This is a genomic window from Pseudomonas sp. SWI44, from assembly GCF_002947915.1.
GTDB lineage: Bacteria > Pseudomonadota > Gammaproteobacteria > Pseudomonadales > Pseudomonadaceae > Aquipseudomonas > Aquipseudomonas taiwanensis.
Genome location: NZ_CP026674.1, coordinates 383,593 through 397,894, shown reverse-complemented (window position 1 = coordinate 397,894; position 14,302 = coordinate 383,593). Strand labels below are relative to the sequence as shown.

18 protein-coding genes are annotated in these 14,302 nt (G+C 62.8%); 17 read left to right on the top strand and 1 reads right to left on the bottom strand.

The window, feature by feature from the left end:
* The first annotated feature begins 2 nt into the window (after nt 1-2).
* The 16 genes from C4Q26_RS01870 (at nt 3) to C4Q26_RS01795 (ending at nt 13,220) form a co-directional block, all read left to right on the top strand.
* On the top strand, nt 3-1,409 hold the full coding sequence (locus C4Q26_RS01870) for a DUF4055 domain-containing protein (protein ID WP_177429814.1): 1,407 nt from the start codon (nt 3-5) through the stop codon (nt 1,407-1,409).
* The gene (locus C4Q26_RS01865) at nt 1,409-2,485 is read left to right on the top strand and encodes a hypothetical protein (protein WP_104882635.1); all 1,077 of its coding nucleotides are present in this window, start codon (nt 1,409-1,411) and stop codon (nt 2,483-2,485) included. Before C4Q26_RS01870 ends, C4Q26_RS01865 begins: the two co-directional genes overlap by 1 nt.
* A 151-nt stretch (nt 2,486-2,636) precedes the next feature.
* On the top strand, nt 2,637-3,383 hold the full coding sequence (locus tag C4Q26_RS01860) for a DUF6651 domain-containing protein (protein ID WP_104882634.1): 747 nt from the start codon (nt 2,637-2,639) through the stop codon (nt 3,381-3,383).
* Nucleotides 3,384-3,392: 9 nt separating this feature from the next.
* A complete protein-coding gene (locus C4Q26_RS01855) occupies nt 3,393-4,361 on the top strand; it encodes a major capsid protein (RefSeq protein WP_013972416.1) in 969 nt (322 codons plus the stop codon).
* 41 nt (nt 4,362-4,402) lie between these two features.
* Nucleotides 4,403-4,699, top strand: a complete 297-nt coding sequence (locus tag C4Q26_RS01850; protein ID WP_104882633.1) for a hypothetical protein — start codon at nt 4,403-4,405, stop codon at nt 4,697-4,699.
* A complete protein-coding gene (locus C4Q26_RS01845; RefSeq protein WP_023379924.1) occupies nt 4,699-5,067 on the top strand; it encodes a hypothetical protein in 369 nt (122 codons plus the stop codon). The genes C4Q26_RS01850 and C4Q26_RS01845 overlap by 1 nt, the downstream gene beginning before the upstream one ends.
* A 1-nt stretch (nt 5,068) precedes the next feature.
* Complete coding sequence (locus tag C4Q26_RS01840; protein WP_023379926.1) at nt 5,069-5,455, top strand: hypothetical protein; 387 nt, start codon at nt 5,069-5,071, stop codon at nt 5,453-5,455.
* 20 nt (nt 5,456-5,475) lie between these two features.
* Nucleotides 5,476-6,129 carry a hypothetical protein gene (locus tag C4Q26_RS01835; RefSeq protein WP_256583360.1) on the top strand — a complete coding sequence of 218 codons (654 nt, stop codon included), beginning with the start codon at nt 5,476-5,478 and terminating at the stop codon, nt 6,127-6,129.
* On the top strand, nt 6,126-6,554 hold the full coding sequence (locus C4Q26_RS01830; RefSeq protein ID WP_104882631.1) for a phage tail terminator-like protein: 429 nt from the start codon (nt 6,126-6,128) through the stop codon (nt 6,552-6,554). Before C4Q26_RS01835 ends, C4Q26_RS01830 begins: the two co-directional genes overlap by 4 nt.
* Nucleotides 6,555-6,593: 39 nt before the next feature.
* On the top strand, nt 6,594-7,253 hold the full coding sequence (locus tag C4Q26_RS01825; protein WP_023379931.1) for a phage tail protein: 660 nt from the start codon (nt 6,594-6,596) through the stop codon (nt 7,251-7,253).
* A 9-nt stretch (nt 7,254-7,262) separates the two neighbouring features.
* Complete coding sequence (locus tag C4Q26_RS01820) at nt 7,263-7,646, top strand: phage tail assembly chaperone (protein WP_104882630.1); 384 nt, start codon at nt 7,263-7,265, stop codon at nt 7,644-7,646.
* Between the two features lie 92 nt (nt 7,647-7,738).
* Nucleotides 7,739-7,960, top strand: a complete 222-nt coding sequence (locus tag C4Q26_RS01815; protein ID WP_371919579.1) for a DUF1799 domain-containing protein — start codon at nt 7,739-7,741, stop codon at nt 7,958-7,960.
* 3 nt (nt 7,961-7,963) lie between these two features.
* Complete coding sequence (locus C4Q26_RS01810) at nt 7,964-11,365, top strand: phage tail tape measure protein (RefSeq protein WP_104882629.1); 3,402 nt, start codon at nt 7,964-7,966, stop codon at nt 11,363-11,365.
* The gene (locus C4Q26_RS01805) at nt 11,365-11,703 is read left to right on the top strand and encodes a phage tail protein (RefSeq protein ID WP_023379938.1); all 339 of its coding nucleotides are present in this window, start codon (nt 11,365-11,367) and stop codon (nt 11,701-11,703) included. The genes C4Q26_RS01810 and C4Q26_RS01805 overlap by 1 nt, the downstream gene beginning before the upstream one ends.
* 9 nt (nt 11,704-11,712) lie before the next feature.
* A complete protein-coding gene (locus tag C4Q26_RS01800; protein ID WP_104881564.1) occupies nt 11,713-12,462 on the top strand; it encodes a phage minor tail protein L in 750 nt (249 codons plus the stop codon).
* Between the two features lie 2 nt (nt 12,463-12,464).
* Nucleotides 12,465-13,220 carry a C40 family peptidase gene (locus tag C4Q26_RS01795; protein ID WP_104882628.1) on the top strand — a complete coding sequence of 252 codons (756 nt, stop codon included), beginning with the start codon at nt 12,465-12,467 and terminating at the stop codon, nt 13,218-13,220.
* Nucleotides 13,221-13,442: 222 nt separating this feature from the next.
* Here the strand turns inward: C4Q26_RS01795 and C4Q26_RS01790 are convergent, their stop codons facing one another.
* A complete protein-coding gene (locus C4Q26_RS01790) occupies nt 13,443-13,706 on the bottom strand; it encodes a hypothetical protein (RefSeq protein WP_104882627.1) in 264 nt (87 codons plus the stop codon).
* Between the two features lie 176 nt (nt 13,707-13,882).
* Between C4Q26_RS01790 and C4Q26_RS01785 the strand changes: the two genes are divergently transcribed.
* Nucleotides 13,883-14,302, top strand: coding sequence for a hypothetical protein (locus C4Q26_RS01785; RefSeq protein ID WP_023379946.1), 420 nt, complete (start codon nt 13,883-13,885; stop codon nt 14,300-14,302).

Here is a 14,302-nt window from a genome sequence, read left to right as displayed (position 1 = left end):
CCATGAGCGATAACCCGAGCATCACGCTGCCCGCTGTCGACGCGATGCGCGCCTACTGGGCCGTGATCTCGCCGCTCATGAACGGGACAATGGCAATGCGCGCCGCGGGCAAGGCCCTGCTGCCGCAGTACCCAGCCGAAGACGACGAGGCCTACAAAGAGCGCCTGCGCCTTTCGACCCTGCTGCCGGCGTACTCCGAGACCGTGGGCAACATGACCTCCCGCGTGTTCGCCGAGCCGCTGCAGGTAGGCGACGATGTGCCAGAGTCCATTGTCGAGATGACCAAGGACATCGACCACGCCGGCAACGATCTCAACTCCTGGGCGGTGGGGTTCTTCACCGAAGGCTTGAGCCATGGGCTGTGCCACGCCTTCGTCGATCACCCGCCAGCGGGTGAGCTGAAGACCCAGGCAGACGAGCAGGCCGCTGGCGTGCGCCCCTATGTGGTGATGGTGAGGCCTGAGCAGGTGCTGGGCTGGCGCTCCAAGGGCGGCGTGCTGACCATGGTCCGCTACATCGAGGTGGTCGAGGAGGAAGATGGCGAGTTCGGCGCCAAGTGCGTCGAGCAGATTCGCGTGCTGGAGCCGGGCGCCTGGCGAACCTATCGCAGGTCAGCTAAGGCCGTGCGCGGTAAGCACGCCGCATCTGGCGGTACCTGGGAGCTGCACGAGGAAGGCACCAACAGCCTGACCGCGATCCCCTGGGTCACCTTCTACACGGGGCGCACCGGTTTCATGACGGCCAAGCCGCCGCTGATCGAACTGGCACACCTGAACGTGAAGCACTGGCAAAGCCAGAGCGACCAGGACAACATCCTCCACGTTATCCGCGTGCCGATCCTGGTGCGCATCGGCATCCAGACCCAGTACGACAACCAGGGGAAGGTGATTCCGCCAGAGTTCAAGGTGGGTACCGGCCAGCTGACCGATCTGCCCAAGGATTGTGACCTCAAGTATGTCGAGCACACCGGCCAAGCCGTCGATGCGGGTCGCACCGCGCTGCAGGACCTGATCAACGAGATGCGCATGGCCGGGGCCAAGCTGCTGACGCCGGACAAAACAGCCACCAAGACCGCCACCCAGGCGGAGGAGGAGGCGGCGCAGGAACTGTCCCCGCTGGCACGCATGGCTCACCACTTCGCCGACTGCCTGGCGCAACTGCTCCAGTTCATGGCCGATTATCGCGGACTGGGCGATGGCGGAACCGTCGAGATGCGCGGCAATTTCGATGTCGACTACATGCCGGAGGTGTCGCTGCCGACGCTGGTGTCCATGGCAAATGCCGGGATGATCAGTAAGGAGACGCTATTCACCGAGATGCAGCGGCGCGGCGTGATCAGCGACGAATACGACTGGGAAGAGGAACTGGCGAAGATTGAGGCCCAGGGCCCGGCCCTCGGTACGCTGTGATGAAGACGGCCAACGAGAAGTTGCTGAACGAGCTGATCGGGCATGAGGTCGACCTGTCCAGGCTGAGCAACAGCCAGGTCGTGGCGATCATCAGGATCCTGAACAGTTCTGACCCTGAGATGAGGGCAGCGCTCATTGCTGCCATCGACAGCCTGGATGCCGGCGCGTCCGTTGCAGCGATCGATGCCGCTCTGGCGCCCGTGCTGCGGATCAATCAATCGACGTTCTTTAGCCTGCAGCAGGCGCTCACAGGCGTAATCGACGGCGTGGCCAGTTACGAGATTGCCTTTCAGGCCGCTGCGCTTACAGCGGCTGTTCCTGAGCTTGTGCAGGCGCGATTCCCGGTTGCCGTGGCACAGTTCAGTCAGGTACGCGCCATTGCGCTGGCAAGACCCTTCCAAGGACGGCTGCTCAGCGAGTGGATGGCGGGCATCGAGGCCGACCGTGCTGCGTCGATCCGCGATGCCGTGCGGTCTGGCGTGCTTGAAGGGCGCACGACGCCGGAGATCGTCCGGCAGATCATGGGTACCAAGGCGGAGAAGTACGCTGACGGCATCCTGCAGAGGTCTCGCCGGGAGGTGGAGGCGGTTGTCCGGTCTGCTGTGTCCAGCACGGCTGAGACGGCCAGCGACAAGGCGTTCGAGGCCAACAGCGACATCATCAGCCATGTTGAGTGGCTGAGCACTCTGGACAACCGGACATCGACGACCTGCCGAATACGTGACCGCCTGCCGTACACATTGGGCACCTACCGGCCCATCGGGCACAAGGTGCCGTGGCTAGCCGGCCCGGGCCGTATTCACTTCTGCTGCCGCTCGACCAAGCTGCCAATCCTCAAGAGCGCTCTTTCGCTCGGCATCAGCGATGCAGCGACCAGGGCGTCTATGGATGGCCAGGTTCCGCAGCAGACCACCTACGCCGAATGGCTTGCCCGCCAGCCTGCCGCCCGCCAGGACGAGATCCTCGGCCCGGAGCGGGGGAAGCTGCTGCGCCAGGACAAGCTGAAGCTGCAGGACTTCTACAACGACAAGGGCAAGTTCCTGACGCTCGATGAGCTCCGGGAGCGCCTGTTGTAGCCCGCGCCACAAAACACCAAAGCGCCATTTCGTGGCGCGCAATTGCAAAGCCTCGCCTAGTGCGGGGCTTTTTCATGCCTGCGGTTCGGATGGACGGGGCGACCTGGGGCCGGATGGCTCACCAACAGGCCGGATGGCCCAGAGAGACGAGATGAAACTCAAAACCGTTGAAGTGGATGGCAAGCAGTACGCAGTGATCGAAGATGGAAAGCCCGTATACACCGATGACGACGGCAAGGACGTCGCCTTCGATGCGGTCGGCACTCGCAACACCATCACCCGGCTGAATGCCGAGGCGAAGTCGCACCGCGAGCGCGCGGACAGCTTCGAGAAAACTGCGAAGGCGTTCGAAGGCATCGAAGATGCTGCGGCCGCCAAGAAAGCCCTGGAGATCGTGGCCAACCTCGACGCCAAGAAGCTGGTGGATGCCGGCGAGATCGAGAAGGTGAAGGGCGAAATCAGCAAGGCCTTCCAAACCCAGCTGGATGAAGCCAACGGCAAGGCGCAGGCCTTCGAGCAGCAGCTGTATGCCGAGAAGATCGGCGGCAGCTTCGCCCGCTCGCAGTTCATCGCCGAGAAGATGGCGGTGCCGGCTGACATGGTCCAGGCCACCTTCGGCAACAGCTTCAAGATCGAAGAGGGCAAGGTCGTCGCCTATGACGCCCAGGGCCAGAAGATCTTCAGCCGCAGCCGCCCGGGTGAGCTGGCCGACTTCAACGAAGCGCTGGAAACCCTCGTCTCGCAGTACCCCCATCGCGACCACATCCTGAAGAGCTCCGGCGCCAATGGCGGCGGCGCGCCGAACGGCGGTGGCCAGCACAAAACCACGAAGGGCAACTTCGGTGGCACCAAGGCTGAACGCCTGGAAGCCATCAAGGGCCTGACCGCAAGCGAATAAGGAGGCCCAATGGCCCTTTCGAACATGAAGGTGTTCAACGAATACCTCAAGCGCACCACCATCGAGACCCTGGCTCAGGATGTCGAGAAGTTCAACGCATCCTCGGCCGGTGCCATCCGCCTGACTACCCAGGGCATCGACGGCGACTTCCTGCAGGAATCGTTCTGGGCAGGTCTGCACGGCGCCCAGCGTCGCGTCGACCGCTACGCTGCCAACGGCGCCCAGGCGTCCACCCCGCTGGCCCAGAAGCAGTACGACTCGGTGAAGATCGCCGGCGGCTTCGGCCCGATCCTGTGGGAGCCTTCCCAGCTCTCCTGGATCCAGAAGAACCCGGAAGAAGCGCTGGAAGTGATCAGCCGCAACCTGTCCGAAGCCATCATGGCGGACCAGCTGAACACTGCCATCTCGGCCCTGGCCGGTGCCATTGGCAACCAGCCGACCGCCACCAACGACGTTTCGGCGACTGCTGGCGTGACCTACGTCGCGATCAACAACGCTCACGCCCTGTTCGGTGACGCCTCGCAGCGCCTGGTTGCCCAGGTCATGACCGGCGCCATGTATCACAAACTGGTCGGCCAGAACCTCGCCAACGCCGAGCGCTTGTTCCAGTTTTCCGGCGTGCAGGTGGTCGACATCCTCGGCAAAGCCGTGATCATCACCGATGCCCCTGCGCTGTACGAGGCCGGCACCCCGAACAAGCAGAAGGTGCTCAGCCTGGCCGACGGCGCCGCGGTGGTGATGGATGGCTCTGACCTGATCACCAACATCGAGACCTCCAACGGCAAGGAGCGTATCGAGACCACCATGCAGGCCGACTACACCTTCGGCCTGGGCCTCAAGGGCTACACCTGGGACACCGCCAACGGCGGCAAGTCGCCGACCAACGCCGAGCTGTCCACCGGTACCAACTGGGATCTGGTGGCGAACAGCATCAAGGCCTCGGCCGGCGTGCTGACCATCGGTGACGCCACCAAGTAATCGGTACCGCGCCCTCCGGGGCGCCTTCCCAGGAGATCGCCATGAGCGAGAAAGTGATTTACGAGAAACACCCGGTCAGCCCTGAGCGAAAGGCCGAACTGCGTCAGAAGGGCTACAAGATCATCGATGCGCGTTTCGCGCCCGATGGCTACGAGCACCCGGAGCCGCTGAAGGAGACCAAAGGCTCGAAGGCTGGCAAGTCGGCTGCCGACAAGAAGGCCGCTGAAGAAGCCGAACTGAAGGCAAAGCTGCAGGCTGCGCTGACCGAGAAGGGCGTCCAGTTCGCGCCTGAAGCCACCCTGGAAGATCTGCAGAAGCTGCTGGACGGGGCCGCGTAATGACGACCTACATCAGCATCGAGCAGGTCGACGCGCTGCTGGGCCAGACCTGGGCGCCGGATGAAAAGAAGGCGCGCGCGGTGCTGATGGCCAACACCTGGCTCACCAACCAGGGCCTGCCCGAGTTCGACACGGTTCCCTCTGATGTCGTGCAGGCGGGCGCAGAGGTGGCAGTAGAGGCGGCTGCTGGCAACCTGTTCCAGGCGAAGGAAACCGGCGTGCTAAGCAAGTCCGTGGATGCGGACGGAGTGTCGAGCAGCAAAACCTACTCTGCAACGTCCAAGGCCATCAGCGCGGGTGAGTCCTTCGCCTTGGCCCTGCTGGCGCGCTATCTGGGCACCGGCCAGGTCAAGATCGTCAGGGGGTGACATGGGGCTTCGACGCGAGTTACAGGCCGAACTGGCCCAGGCCTTCGATACGGATCTGGCCGACGCAGTGGCGGTGGTTGATGGCAGCCGGTCTGTACCCGGCACCTATGACCCTGAGAAGGGCGGCAGTACGCCAGCGACAACGCTGCACTATGTCGGTCGCGGTGTCTTCGGCCAGTACAAGGCCCGCGAGATCGACGGTACGCGCATCCTGGCGACAGACGTGCGCCTCAAGGCGCTGCAGAACGAGCTGTTCGTGAAGGACGGCGGCACGGTCACAGACGACCCTGCTACCCCAGCCATCGGTGATCGCATCAGCGGCTACCGAGTCATGAACGTCGGACAGGACGCGGCCAAGGCCACCTGGACCATTCAACTGAGGAAGTGACCATGGCCCGCGGCTCACACATGACCAGCCGTTACGGCGGTCTGGACGGCGGCTTTGCTGCGCAGTTGGAGCAGTTCGCAGAGGCCGCCAAGGAGGCGATGGACCTAACCTTCCGTGAGGTCGTGATCATGGTCGGCCGGAGGCTGGTGACCATGTCGCCGGTCGGCAACCCGGATCTCTGGAAGGTGAACGTTGAGGCTCACGGCAGCGCGGCTGAGCAGATCTCGGCTTACAACGCCAAGGCAGCGGCCATTAATGTTGGCATCACGTCCGACCAGGCCAACTACACCAAAAGGGGCAACCTGAAAGGCGGTTTGCGGCTGCGAAAGCCGCTGACCAAGCGTGAGCAGCGCGAGAACTTCGGGTTCGGCGTCCGGAGGGTTGGCCAGGGCTACGTGGGCGGCCGCTTCCGCAGTAACTGGCAGTTCACCGCCGGCGCTCCAGCCGCAGGCGAGATCGAGGATATCGAGAGCGCCGGCGAGACGCTGGACAGGCTTCTCCTGGCTGCCGGTGATCTTTCCGCTGGCGAGGTCGCCTGCATCGTCAACAACCTGCCGTATGCCATCCCTCTGGAGTACGGCCACAGCTCACAGGCGCCTGGCGGCATGGTGCGAGTTACCGTCGCCGACTTCCAGCGCATCGTCGAAGAAGCCATCAGGACCCATCGAGCATGAGCCACGCAAGAGCACGACAGGCCATCGAGATCAAGCTGATGGCCTGGGCCGCGGCGCGCCCGATACGGGTCGCAAACTTCGAACAGGGTTTCGAGGCCAGGCCCGACGAAACCTACCTGCAGGCGTTCCAACTGCCAGCGGGCACCACCTGCCGCTACCTGGGCAGCGATGCCTATGAGTACACCGGCGTATACCAGGTGAGCATCGTTTGCCCGGCTGGCCAGCCTCTGGCTACCGCCGAGAGCCTTGTCGGTGAGCTGTCGAGCCTCTTCAGGGTGGACACGGAAATCAGCCGCAACGGCTTCGAGGGCCTTGTTACCGAACCGGTTGACCAGGGCCCAGCCATCACTGAGTCGGCGACCTACATGGTCCCGGCCAGCTTCACCTACCGCGGTGTCGCGGACCTACCGCCCGCTGGGGCATAACCAACCGCCTCCCGGCGGGCAACAACGAGGAAACACTCCATGGCCGCAAAATTCCCGCTGCCGAACGGCTCTGTGCTGGAAATCGCCAGCGTTTTTGGCGCCGCCGTCGCCTTCACCGCTTTGACCAATGCCTTGCCGCCGGTGGCCACCGCTGCCGGTCACGACATTGAGAATGGCGATGTCCTGTTGGTTAGCTCCGGTTGGGCACTGATCGCCGACCGTGCCGTCAGTGCCGCAAACGTGGCCGCCGACACCTTCGCCTTGAAAGGCCTCAACACCACCAACGTGGACAAATACACTCCGGGTGCCGGCGTAGGCTCGGTGCTCCCTGTGACCGCCTGGGCGCAGATCTCCAAGGTGACCGCTTTCACCTCGGCCGGCGGTGAGCAGCAATACCTCACCGTGGGGTATCTGGAAGATGACGATGACCGCCAGTTCCCGACCAACCGCAACCCGATCACGCTGTCGATCACCGTCGAGGACCAGCCGACCGCTGCCTACGTCGCCCTGGTCGAAAACTACGGTGACAGCAAGGAGCTCGCGGTGGTACGCCTCAAGCTGCCAGGCGGCGACCAGATCCTTTACCCGGGCTACGTGAGCATCACCACCACCCCAACCATGGATCGGAACAGCCTCATGACGCGCACCATCAGCATCGCACTGTCGGGCCGTCCAGTTCGCATTCTGGCCGGTGCGTAAGGAGCCATCATGGCGAAGATCAAGATCGCGCAGAACCCCACTTTCACCGCCGTGGTGCAGGTTCCGCGCATTGGCGCCGAACCGGTGCCGGTGAAATTCCAGTTCCGCTACATGGACCGCGTGGCCCTGTCCGCAATGTTTGATCGCTGGAACAAGGCGCGCGACGCCTGGGCGGAGAAGGCCCAGAAGGACGGGGCAACCTGGGAGGAGGTCACCACCGGTGAAATCGCCCTGCAGGCAGAGCAGTTGAGCGAGATCGTCACAGGCTGGGATCTGGAGGACGAGTTCAGCTCCGAGGCTATCGCCGACCTGGTGCGCACTTGCACCGGGGCACCGAAGGCGGTAATCGACGCTTACCAGGCTGCCTACAGCCCGGCCCGACTGGGAAACTGAGGGCGGCGGCCCGGGCTTGCTATGAGCGCGGCCCGTCCGCTGAGCAACTGGCGGCGCTGGGGCTGACCCTTGATGACATCGCGGAGGAGGTAGTGGAGGTCTTTCCGGATGCCTGGCCTGCCTTCCGCCTGTTCGATGCGCTGGGCACACAGTGGCGTGTGGCTTCGGGCGGCCCGTCCGGCTTGGACTACACCGCTATTCCTGCAACCGCCTCAATGCTCGGCATCAAGCGCCGCGACCTCACCGACATTTTTCCCGATCTCCGCGTCATGGAGGTTGAGGCCTTGGCCGTCATGGCCGAATCGATGGAGTAGATCATGACCACCATTGCCTCTCTCGGTCTTCAGATCGACTCCGGTGATGCCGTCGAAGCCAAGGACAACCTCGATAAGCTGACGGACGCCGGCAAGCGCAGCGAGGAGTCGGCTGGACGAACCGGGCGTGCCTGGGAGACTGCCTTGGGCAGCCTGCAGGGTGACACCCGGCAGATTGTGCAGGAGCTGCAGGCGCTCAATGCCAAGCAGACAGAGTTGGCGCAGCAGATGGCCATCGTAGGGCGCGCCGTTATCAGCGCTTCCACGGCGTTCAGCAGCGCCGCGGCGAACATGGGGGCGTTTCGGACCGAGGCTGCGCAGGCTGGCAAGGTGCAGGAGGCGCTCACCAGCGCCACGGATGCCGGAGCCCAGGCCGGCCGGCGTGCTGCCGAGTCCGCCGACGAGCAACAGGCCAGGATTCTGGCAGTAGCCAAGGCCTCGCTGGAGGCGAGTCAGTACGTTCAGTCGCTCAACCGGGCGACCGAGCAGAGCGCCCAGGTCACCGCCCAGGCGAATGCAGTTCTTTCAGACAGTGCCAGCCGTCAGGCATCCATCAACAGTCGGGCTCAGGCCCTCATCGCCACGGAAGAGCGCCAGGCCGAGGCGGCGAAGAAGGCCGCCGGTGCACATCGGGAAGAAGGCCAGGCGCTCGAGGAGCTGCTGGGCAAGATTGACCCGACCGTCGCAGCAATGAGCCGACTGGACCAGATGGAGCAGAAGTTGAAGGGCTTCCGCACCAGTGGCGCGCTCGATGCGGAGACCTTCGGCGAGTACCAGTCGAAGATCGACGAGGCCCGCACAGCCTTGGGCGGTGCCGATGCTGCGCTGAACAAGACCGGGATGTCGGCAAAGGCCACTGCTGCTGCACTGCGGGGTGTGCCGGCACAGTTCACCGACATCGTGGTATCCCTGCAGGGCGGACAGGCCCCGCTCACTGTGCTGCTGCAGCAGGGCGGGCAGCTAAAGGATATGTTTGGCGGTGTGGGCCCGGCCATTCAGGCACTCGGCGGCTACGTCATGGGCCTGGTGAACCCGTTCACCGTCGCGGCTGCAGCAGTGGGTGTGCTCGGTTACGCCTACTACTCGGGCAGCGAGGAGGCGGTCGGCTTCCAGAAGGAGCTGATCAAGACCGGCAACGCCGCCGGCACAACGGCGGATCAGATGTCTGGAATGGCTCGCCAGGTCGCGGCGACCGTCGGCACCACCGGTGCCGCAGCCGAGGTTCTCACCCAGCTGGCCGGTAGCGGCAAAATTGCTTCGGACAGCTTCGTCGAGATTACCGAGGCAGCCCTGGAGTGGCGGTCGGCGACCGGAAAAGCGGTCGAGGAGACGGTGGCCGAGTTCGTGAAGATCGGCAAGGATCCGGTGGCTGCCGCCAAGGACCTAAACGAGCAGTACAACTTCCTCACCGCTGCTACCTATTCGCAGATCATTGCCCTGAAGGAGCAGGGCGACACCATCGGGGCAGCCAAGCTGCTCACCGACACCTACGTCGATACCATCAAAAACCGTAGCAAGGAAGTCACCGAGAATCTGTCCATCTGGGAGCGCGGATGGAAGGCTCTGCGTGGCGAGGTTGCTGCCACGGTCGATTCGGTCAAGAACATTGGCCGGGACCAGGATATCGCGAGTCGCATCGTAGAGACGCAACAACGAGTGGCAGCGGCGCAGAGCGCGGTGAACGGCGATCCTGACGACACCGCTGCGAAGCAAAAGCTCACGGATGCCAACCTTGAGCTCAAAGCTCTCATTCAACAGCGAGACACGCAGCAGGCGATTGCCAAGGCACGGGAACTGGATAGCCAGCGGCAGCAGGCGGCTATCGTGGCCATCGGCAAGATCGACGCTCTGGAGAAGTCCGCAAGGACCAACGCCGAGAAGCGCGCGGATGCTCTCAAGGAGTACAACAAGTCTCTTGATGCGATCCGCAAGGTCAACCCGAATGATGAGCGGCTGAAGCCCGAGAACATCGCTCGGGTGCAGGCCGACATCGCCAAGCAGTTCAAGGACCCTGCTGGGCGGACTGGTTCGGTCGACCTCTCCGGGTTCAACGACCAGAAGAACGCGCTGAGCGCCATTCTGGCCGAGTACAAGAGCCACCAGAAGGAACTGGAAGCAGCGCAGAAGGCTGGGCTGATCTCTCAAGAGTCGTACGCCGCCCAACGGGCTGCAATCATCGAGCAGCAGAAGGCCGAGGTCACGAACGCCTACGAGGCCGAGATCACGGCGCTGGAGAAGGCCAAGGGGCGCAGCAGTACCAGCGCCCAGCAGCGAATCCAGCTCGACCAGAAAATCGCGGATGCCCGCGCCGCCATGGTCAAGGCGCAGAAGGACGCCGATACCGAGCTTTCGGTGCTGGCGACTAATGAGCAGGGCCGGCTGGCCAAGCAGGCCAGGGCGGTGCAGACCTACACCGATGCTCTCGACCAGCAGGTGCTGGCGCTGCGCCTGCAAGGGCAGCGTTCCGCTGACGGCCTTGGTCTCGGCGATCGTCAGCGTAGCCTGCATGACCAGCAGAACGGCATCACCGACCGGATGAACCAACAGCGCCTGGACCTTGCCAATCAGTACGGTGACGGCTCCCGCGGCATGAGCCTCGATGAGTACAACCAGAAGCTGGCAGCGCTGCGCAAGACCGAGAAGGACCTGCAGGAAACCACCATCGCCAACTACGACCAGATGACGGCCGCACAGGGCGACTGGCGTAAGGGGGCATCGTCAGCCTTTCAGAATTACCTGGACCAGGCACGGGATGTCGCCGGGCAGACGAAGTCCCTGTTCACCAACGCCTTCAGCTCGATGGAGGATGCGATCGTAAACTTCGCCATGACTGGCAAGTTATCGTTCACTGACTTCACCAAGTCGATCCTTACTGACATGGTCCGGATCGAAACCCAACGCGCTGCCTCGGGTCTCCTGGGCAGCCTGGTTAGCTGGGGTAGCACGGCTGTTTCTGCGTGGTTCGGCAGCGGAACCACGTCCGCAGGATCGACCCAGGCCGGGTACACCCCCCAGATCATGGACAACTTCGTCTCTGGTCAGCGCGCAGCCGGCGGTCCGGTAGCGGCGAACTCGCTCTACCAGGTAAACGAATTGGGGCCTGAACTGCTGAGCCAGGGAGGCAAGACCTATCTGATGATGGGGGAGCAGGGCGGCACCATCACCCCGCTCGGCCCTGGGCCCGCTTCACCCCTCGCTACCACGAGCACTTCGGGAACGATGATAAGCGTGTCGGCACCGGTCAACGTGGCCGTCGTAGATCGTAGTGACGAAGGCATGGAGCTCGACCTAACGCTCCTCCAGCAAAACATGCAGAAGCAGATGCAGCTCGCTGCCGAGAAGGCTGTTGCCGATTCGTGGCGACCCGGCGGGGTGAGCTATCGGAACACTAAAGGAGGGCGCTGATGGCCATCGAGACGTTCAGCTGGCCGACGCAGCGCGGCGAAACGCCGGACATCACTTACCGGGTCCGGGAGTCCAAGTTCGGCGGCGGGTACCGGCAGGTGGTGGGCGACGGCCCCAACAACAAGGAAGACAGCTACCCGATCACCGTAACCGGCACGAAGGCACAGGTCCGCAAGGTCATGGAGTTCTTCGATCGGCACGGCGGCGCGAAGGCCTTTCTGTGGTCCACTCCGCTCGGTGATTTGGGCCTGTTTACCTGCACCGATCCGAAGCCCACGCCCGTGGGTGGCGGTCGGTTCAAGGTCTCCGCAACCTTTGAGCGGGCATTCCACCCATAAGGACGTCGCATGTCACTGATCAAGGACATCCAGACCCTGGAGCCTGGCAGCGAGGTACTGCTGTTTGAGCTGGATGGCTCGGACTTCGGTGCCGATATTCTGCGGTTTCACGGGCATGCAATACCGCACACGCCAGAGGAGCTGGCCGCCGCCGGCGTAAATGCCGATCAACTGCCGGCCAAGTCCATCTGGTGGCAGGGCAACGAGTATGGCGCCTGGCCCATGCAGATCGAGGGCATCGAAGCGAACTCGGACGGTACGGCCGTGCGCCCCACGCTGACCGTCGGCAACGTCAACGGCCGGATCACAGCCCTGTGCCTGGCCTTCGACAACCTGCTCGAGTTCAAGCTAACCATGCGTCACACGATGGCGCGGTACCTGGATGCGGTGAACTTTCCGGCAGGCAACCAGGAGGCCGACCCGACCGAGGAAGCCATTGAGGTCTGGTACATCGACCAGAAGGTGTCGGAGAACGGCACCACGGTCGCTTGGGAGCTGGCTAGTCCTGGCGATGTTGGCGGCGAGTCCATTGGCCGACAGATGACCCAGCTATGTCACTGGGCAATGACCGCTGGCTACCGTGGTCCGAACTGCGGATACACCGGCCCCTACTACGACTTGGACGGCAACCCGACGGATGACCCGGCCAAGGACCAGTGCAATGGCTGTTTGGACTCTGGCTGCACTGTCCGCCACGGCCAGGGCAACCAATTGCCTTTCGGAGGCTTCCCGGCTGTTTCACTGATTGCCCGGAGTTGACCATGCGCAAACACATCCTCGCCGCCGTGCAAGCGCACGCAGCGGCTGAGTATCCGCGCGAGTGCTGCGGTCTGCTCATCGCCGTGGGACGCGCCCAGCGGTACATCCCGTGCGACAACACCGCTACCGATCCTACAGAGGAGTTCCGGATCTCACCGGAGCAGTACGCGGCTGCAGAAGACCAGGGTGAGGTGATCGGCATCGTGCACTCGCATCCAGATGCCACCAGCAGGCCTTCGTCCCGCGATCTGGCGATGTGCGAGGCCACGGCGCTGCCCTGGTACATCCTGTCGTGGCCGGAGGGTGACCTGCGCACCGTTACGCCCACCGGTCACGCACCGCTGCTCGGGCGGCCGTTCGTGCACGGCGCTTGGGACTGCTGGCAGGTCTGCGCGGACTGGTACCAGCGTGAGTGGGGCCTGGCTTTCCCGTCCTACACCCGAGAAGAGGGCTGGTGGGAGCAGGCGGACGGCCCGAGCCTTTACGAGCAGGCCTATGAGGCGGCGGGCTTCTACCAGGTCAGCCAGCCGCAACGCGGCGACATGATCGTCATGGCCGTTGGGCGCACCGCGCACCCGAATCACGCTGGCATTTACCTGGGCGCCGTCGCTCAGCTGCCGGGGGAAGCGGCGGAAATCTTCGGACCAGGCCCATTCATGCTGCATCACCTGCTTGGCAGGCCATCAGAAATCATTGTGTTCGGCGGGCCATGGCTCGACCGGACGCGTCTTGTGTTGCGTCATCGGGACGCTAAGTAAAGCGGCCAAGCCGCAGGAGGAGTATGAATAACAGCGATCCGTACAATCCAGCCATTCAGTGGTGCCGTCGTTGCAGTAATCAACCTGATCGCCCTCCCGCTGAGCTTGACGTACAAGATGGGCGAGCAGAATACGTTCTGAGCGGCCCATACCGGCTAGGGGAGGGTGGGAAAGTTGAAGTCGTAAACGGACAGCTGCTATTTACAGGGAGTAGTCAGCGCGTTACCTGATGTGGTCGAGGACCCTTGCAAGCTGGCCGCCAGCGCTATTGTAGGAATACTGCTCGACCAATATCAAAGCGTACTCTTTTCCTGGCTTGTCAAATTCAGCTTTTAGTTGATCGAAGCTTTTGGTGGTCAGGAACGAGTATAGATCGCCATCATTGTGCTGAAAAAGACCGCCTTCACCAACGGCACTGGCTATTACGCCCACGTCTTTGTGCTTGGTGATCAGCAAGTAGGGAAAAAGCATTTGAGCTTTACTCATGTCAGACTCCTAGTTCTTTGATGCCCCAGTCCATGGGCTTTCCGGCGATGGCCGGGGCGGTTCATTGGAGGGGCAAAGCTACTATGGCGCAATGATGGCGCGTTACTGGCTTTCCATCCACGCTGGATACCTGGCCAGGTCGGCTGCTACAGTCCCGGATTTCAAGGAGGGATCACATGCGAATTCTGATCGTCGCCGCAAGCCTGGCGATGCTGGTTGGTTGCGCTACATCGCCAGTTCCTGAGGGCGAAGCTGAGAGCGCACCGGGAAATAGGGTCACCGCTTACCAAGCTGAAGTAGCCGAAGGCGGGACGATAATTGTGACGCGGGATAGCGGGTTTCCAGGTGGTGGATGCTTTGCAACCGTCTACCTCAACGGTAAGCCAGTGGCTCGGCTAAATCCGAAAGAAAAAGCTCATTTCAACGTGCCAGCCGGGGAGTGGATGGTCGGTGCTGCTCTTGATGGCAAAGGCCTCTGTGGACTGAACTCAGAACGCCTAGAAGCAGAGGCGCTGATCAAGCCTGGGCAGACAAAAAAATATCGAGTGCACACATCCGCAAATGGCGATGTGAGTGTTAAACCAACTACGTTTTAA

Bases quoted from the DNA above. Each gene is read 5' to 3' on its own strand.
- C4Q26_RS01870 (WP_177429814.1), top strand. From the start codon at position 3: ATGAGCGATAACCCGAGCATCACGCTGCCCGCTGTCGACGCGATGCGC.
- C4Q26_RS01865 (WP_104882635.1), top strand. From the start codon at position 1,409: ATGAAGACGGCCAACGAGAAGTTGCTGAACGAGCTGATCGGGCATGAG.
- C4Q26_RS01860 (WP_104882634.1), top strand. From the start codon at position 2,637: ATGAAACTCAAAACCGTTGAAGTGGATGGCAAGCAGTACGCAGTGATC.
- C4Q26_RS01855 (WP_013972416.1), top strand. From the start codon at position 3,393: ATGGCCCTTTCGAACATGAAGGTGTTCAACGAATACCTCAAGCGCACC.
- C4Q26_RS01850 (WP_104882633.1), top strand. From the start codon at position 4,403: ATGAGCGAGAAAGTGATTTACGAGAAACACCCGGTCAGCCCTGAGCGA.
- C4Q26_RS01845 (WP_023379924.1), top strand. From the start codon at position 4,699: ATGACGACCTACATCAGCATCGAGCAGGTCGACGCGCTGCTGGGCCAG.
- C4Q26_RS01840 (WP_023379926.1), top strand. From the start codon at position 5,069: ATGGGGCTTCGACGCGAGTTACAGGCCGAACTGGCCCAGGCCTTCGAT.
- C4Q26_RS01835 (WP_256583360.1), top strand. From the start codon at position 5,476: ATGACCAGCCGTTACGGCGGTCTGGACGGCGGCTTTGCTGCGCAGTTG.
- C4Q26_RS01830 (WP_104882631.1), top strand. From the start codon at position 6,126: ATGAGCCACGCAAGAGCACGACAGGCCATCGAGATCAAGCTGATGGCC.
- C4Q26_RS01825 (WP_023379931.1), top strand. From the start codon at position 6,594: ATGGCCGCAAAATTCCCGCTGCCGAACGGCTCTGTGCTGGAAATCGCC.
- C4Q26_RS01820 (WP_104882630.1), top strand. From the start codon at position 7,263: ATGGCGAAGATCAAGATCGCGCAGAACCCCACTTTCACCGCCGTGGTG.
- C4Q26_RS01810 (WP_104882629.1), top strand. From the start codon at position 7,964: ATGACCACCATTGCCTCTCTCGGTCTTCAGATCGACTCCGGTGATGCC.
- C4Q26_RS01805 (WP_023379938.1), top strand. From the start codon at position 11,365: ATGGCCATCGAGACGTTCAGCTGGCCGACGCAGCGCGGCGAAACGCCG.
- C4Q26_RS01800 (WP_104881564.1), top strand. From the start codon at position 11,713: ATGTCACTGATCAAGGACATCCAGACCCTGGAGCCTGGCAGCGAGGTA.
- C4Q26_RS01795 (WP_104882628.1), top strand. From the start codon at position 12,465: ATGCGCAAACACATCCTCGCCGCCGTGCAAGCGCACGCAGCGGCTGAG.
- C4Q26_RS01790 (WP_104882627.1), bottom strand. From the start codon at position 13,706: ATGAGTAAAGCTCAAATGCTTTTTCCCTACTTGCTGATCACCAAGCAC.
- C4Q26_RS01785 (WP_023379946.1), top strand. From the start codon at position 13,883: ATGCGAATTCTGATCGTCGCCGCAAGCCTGGCGATGCTGGTTGGTTGC.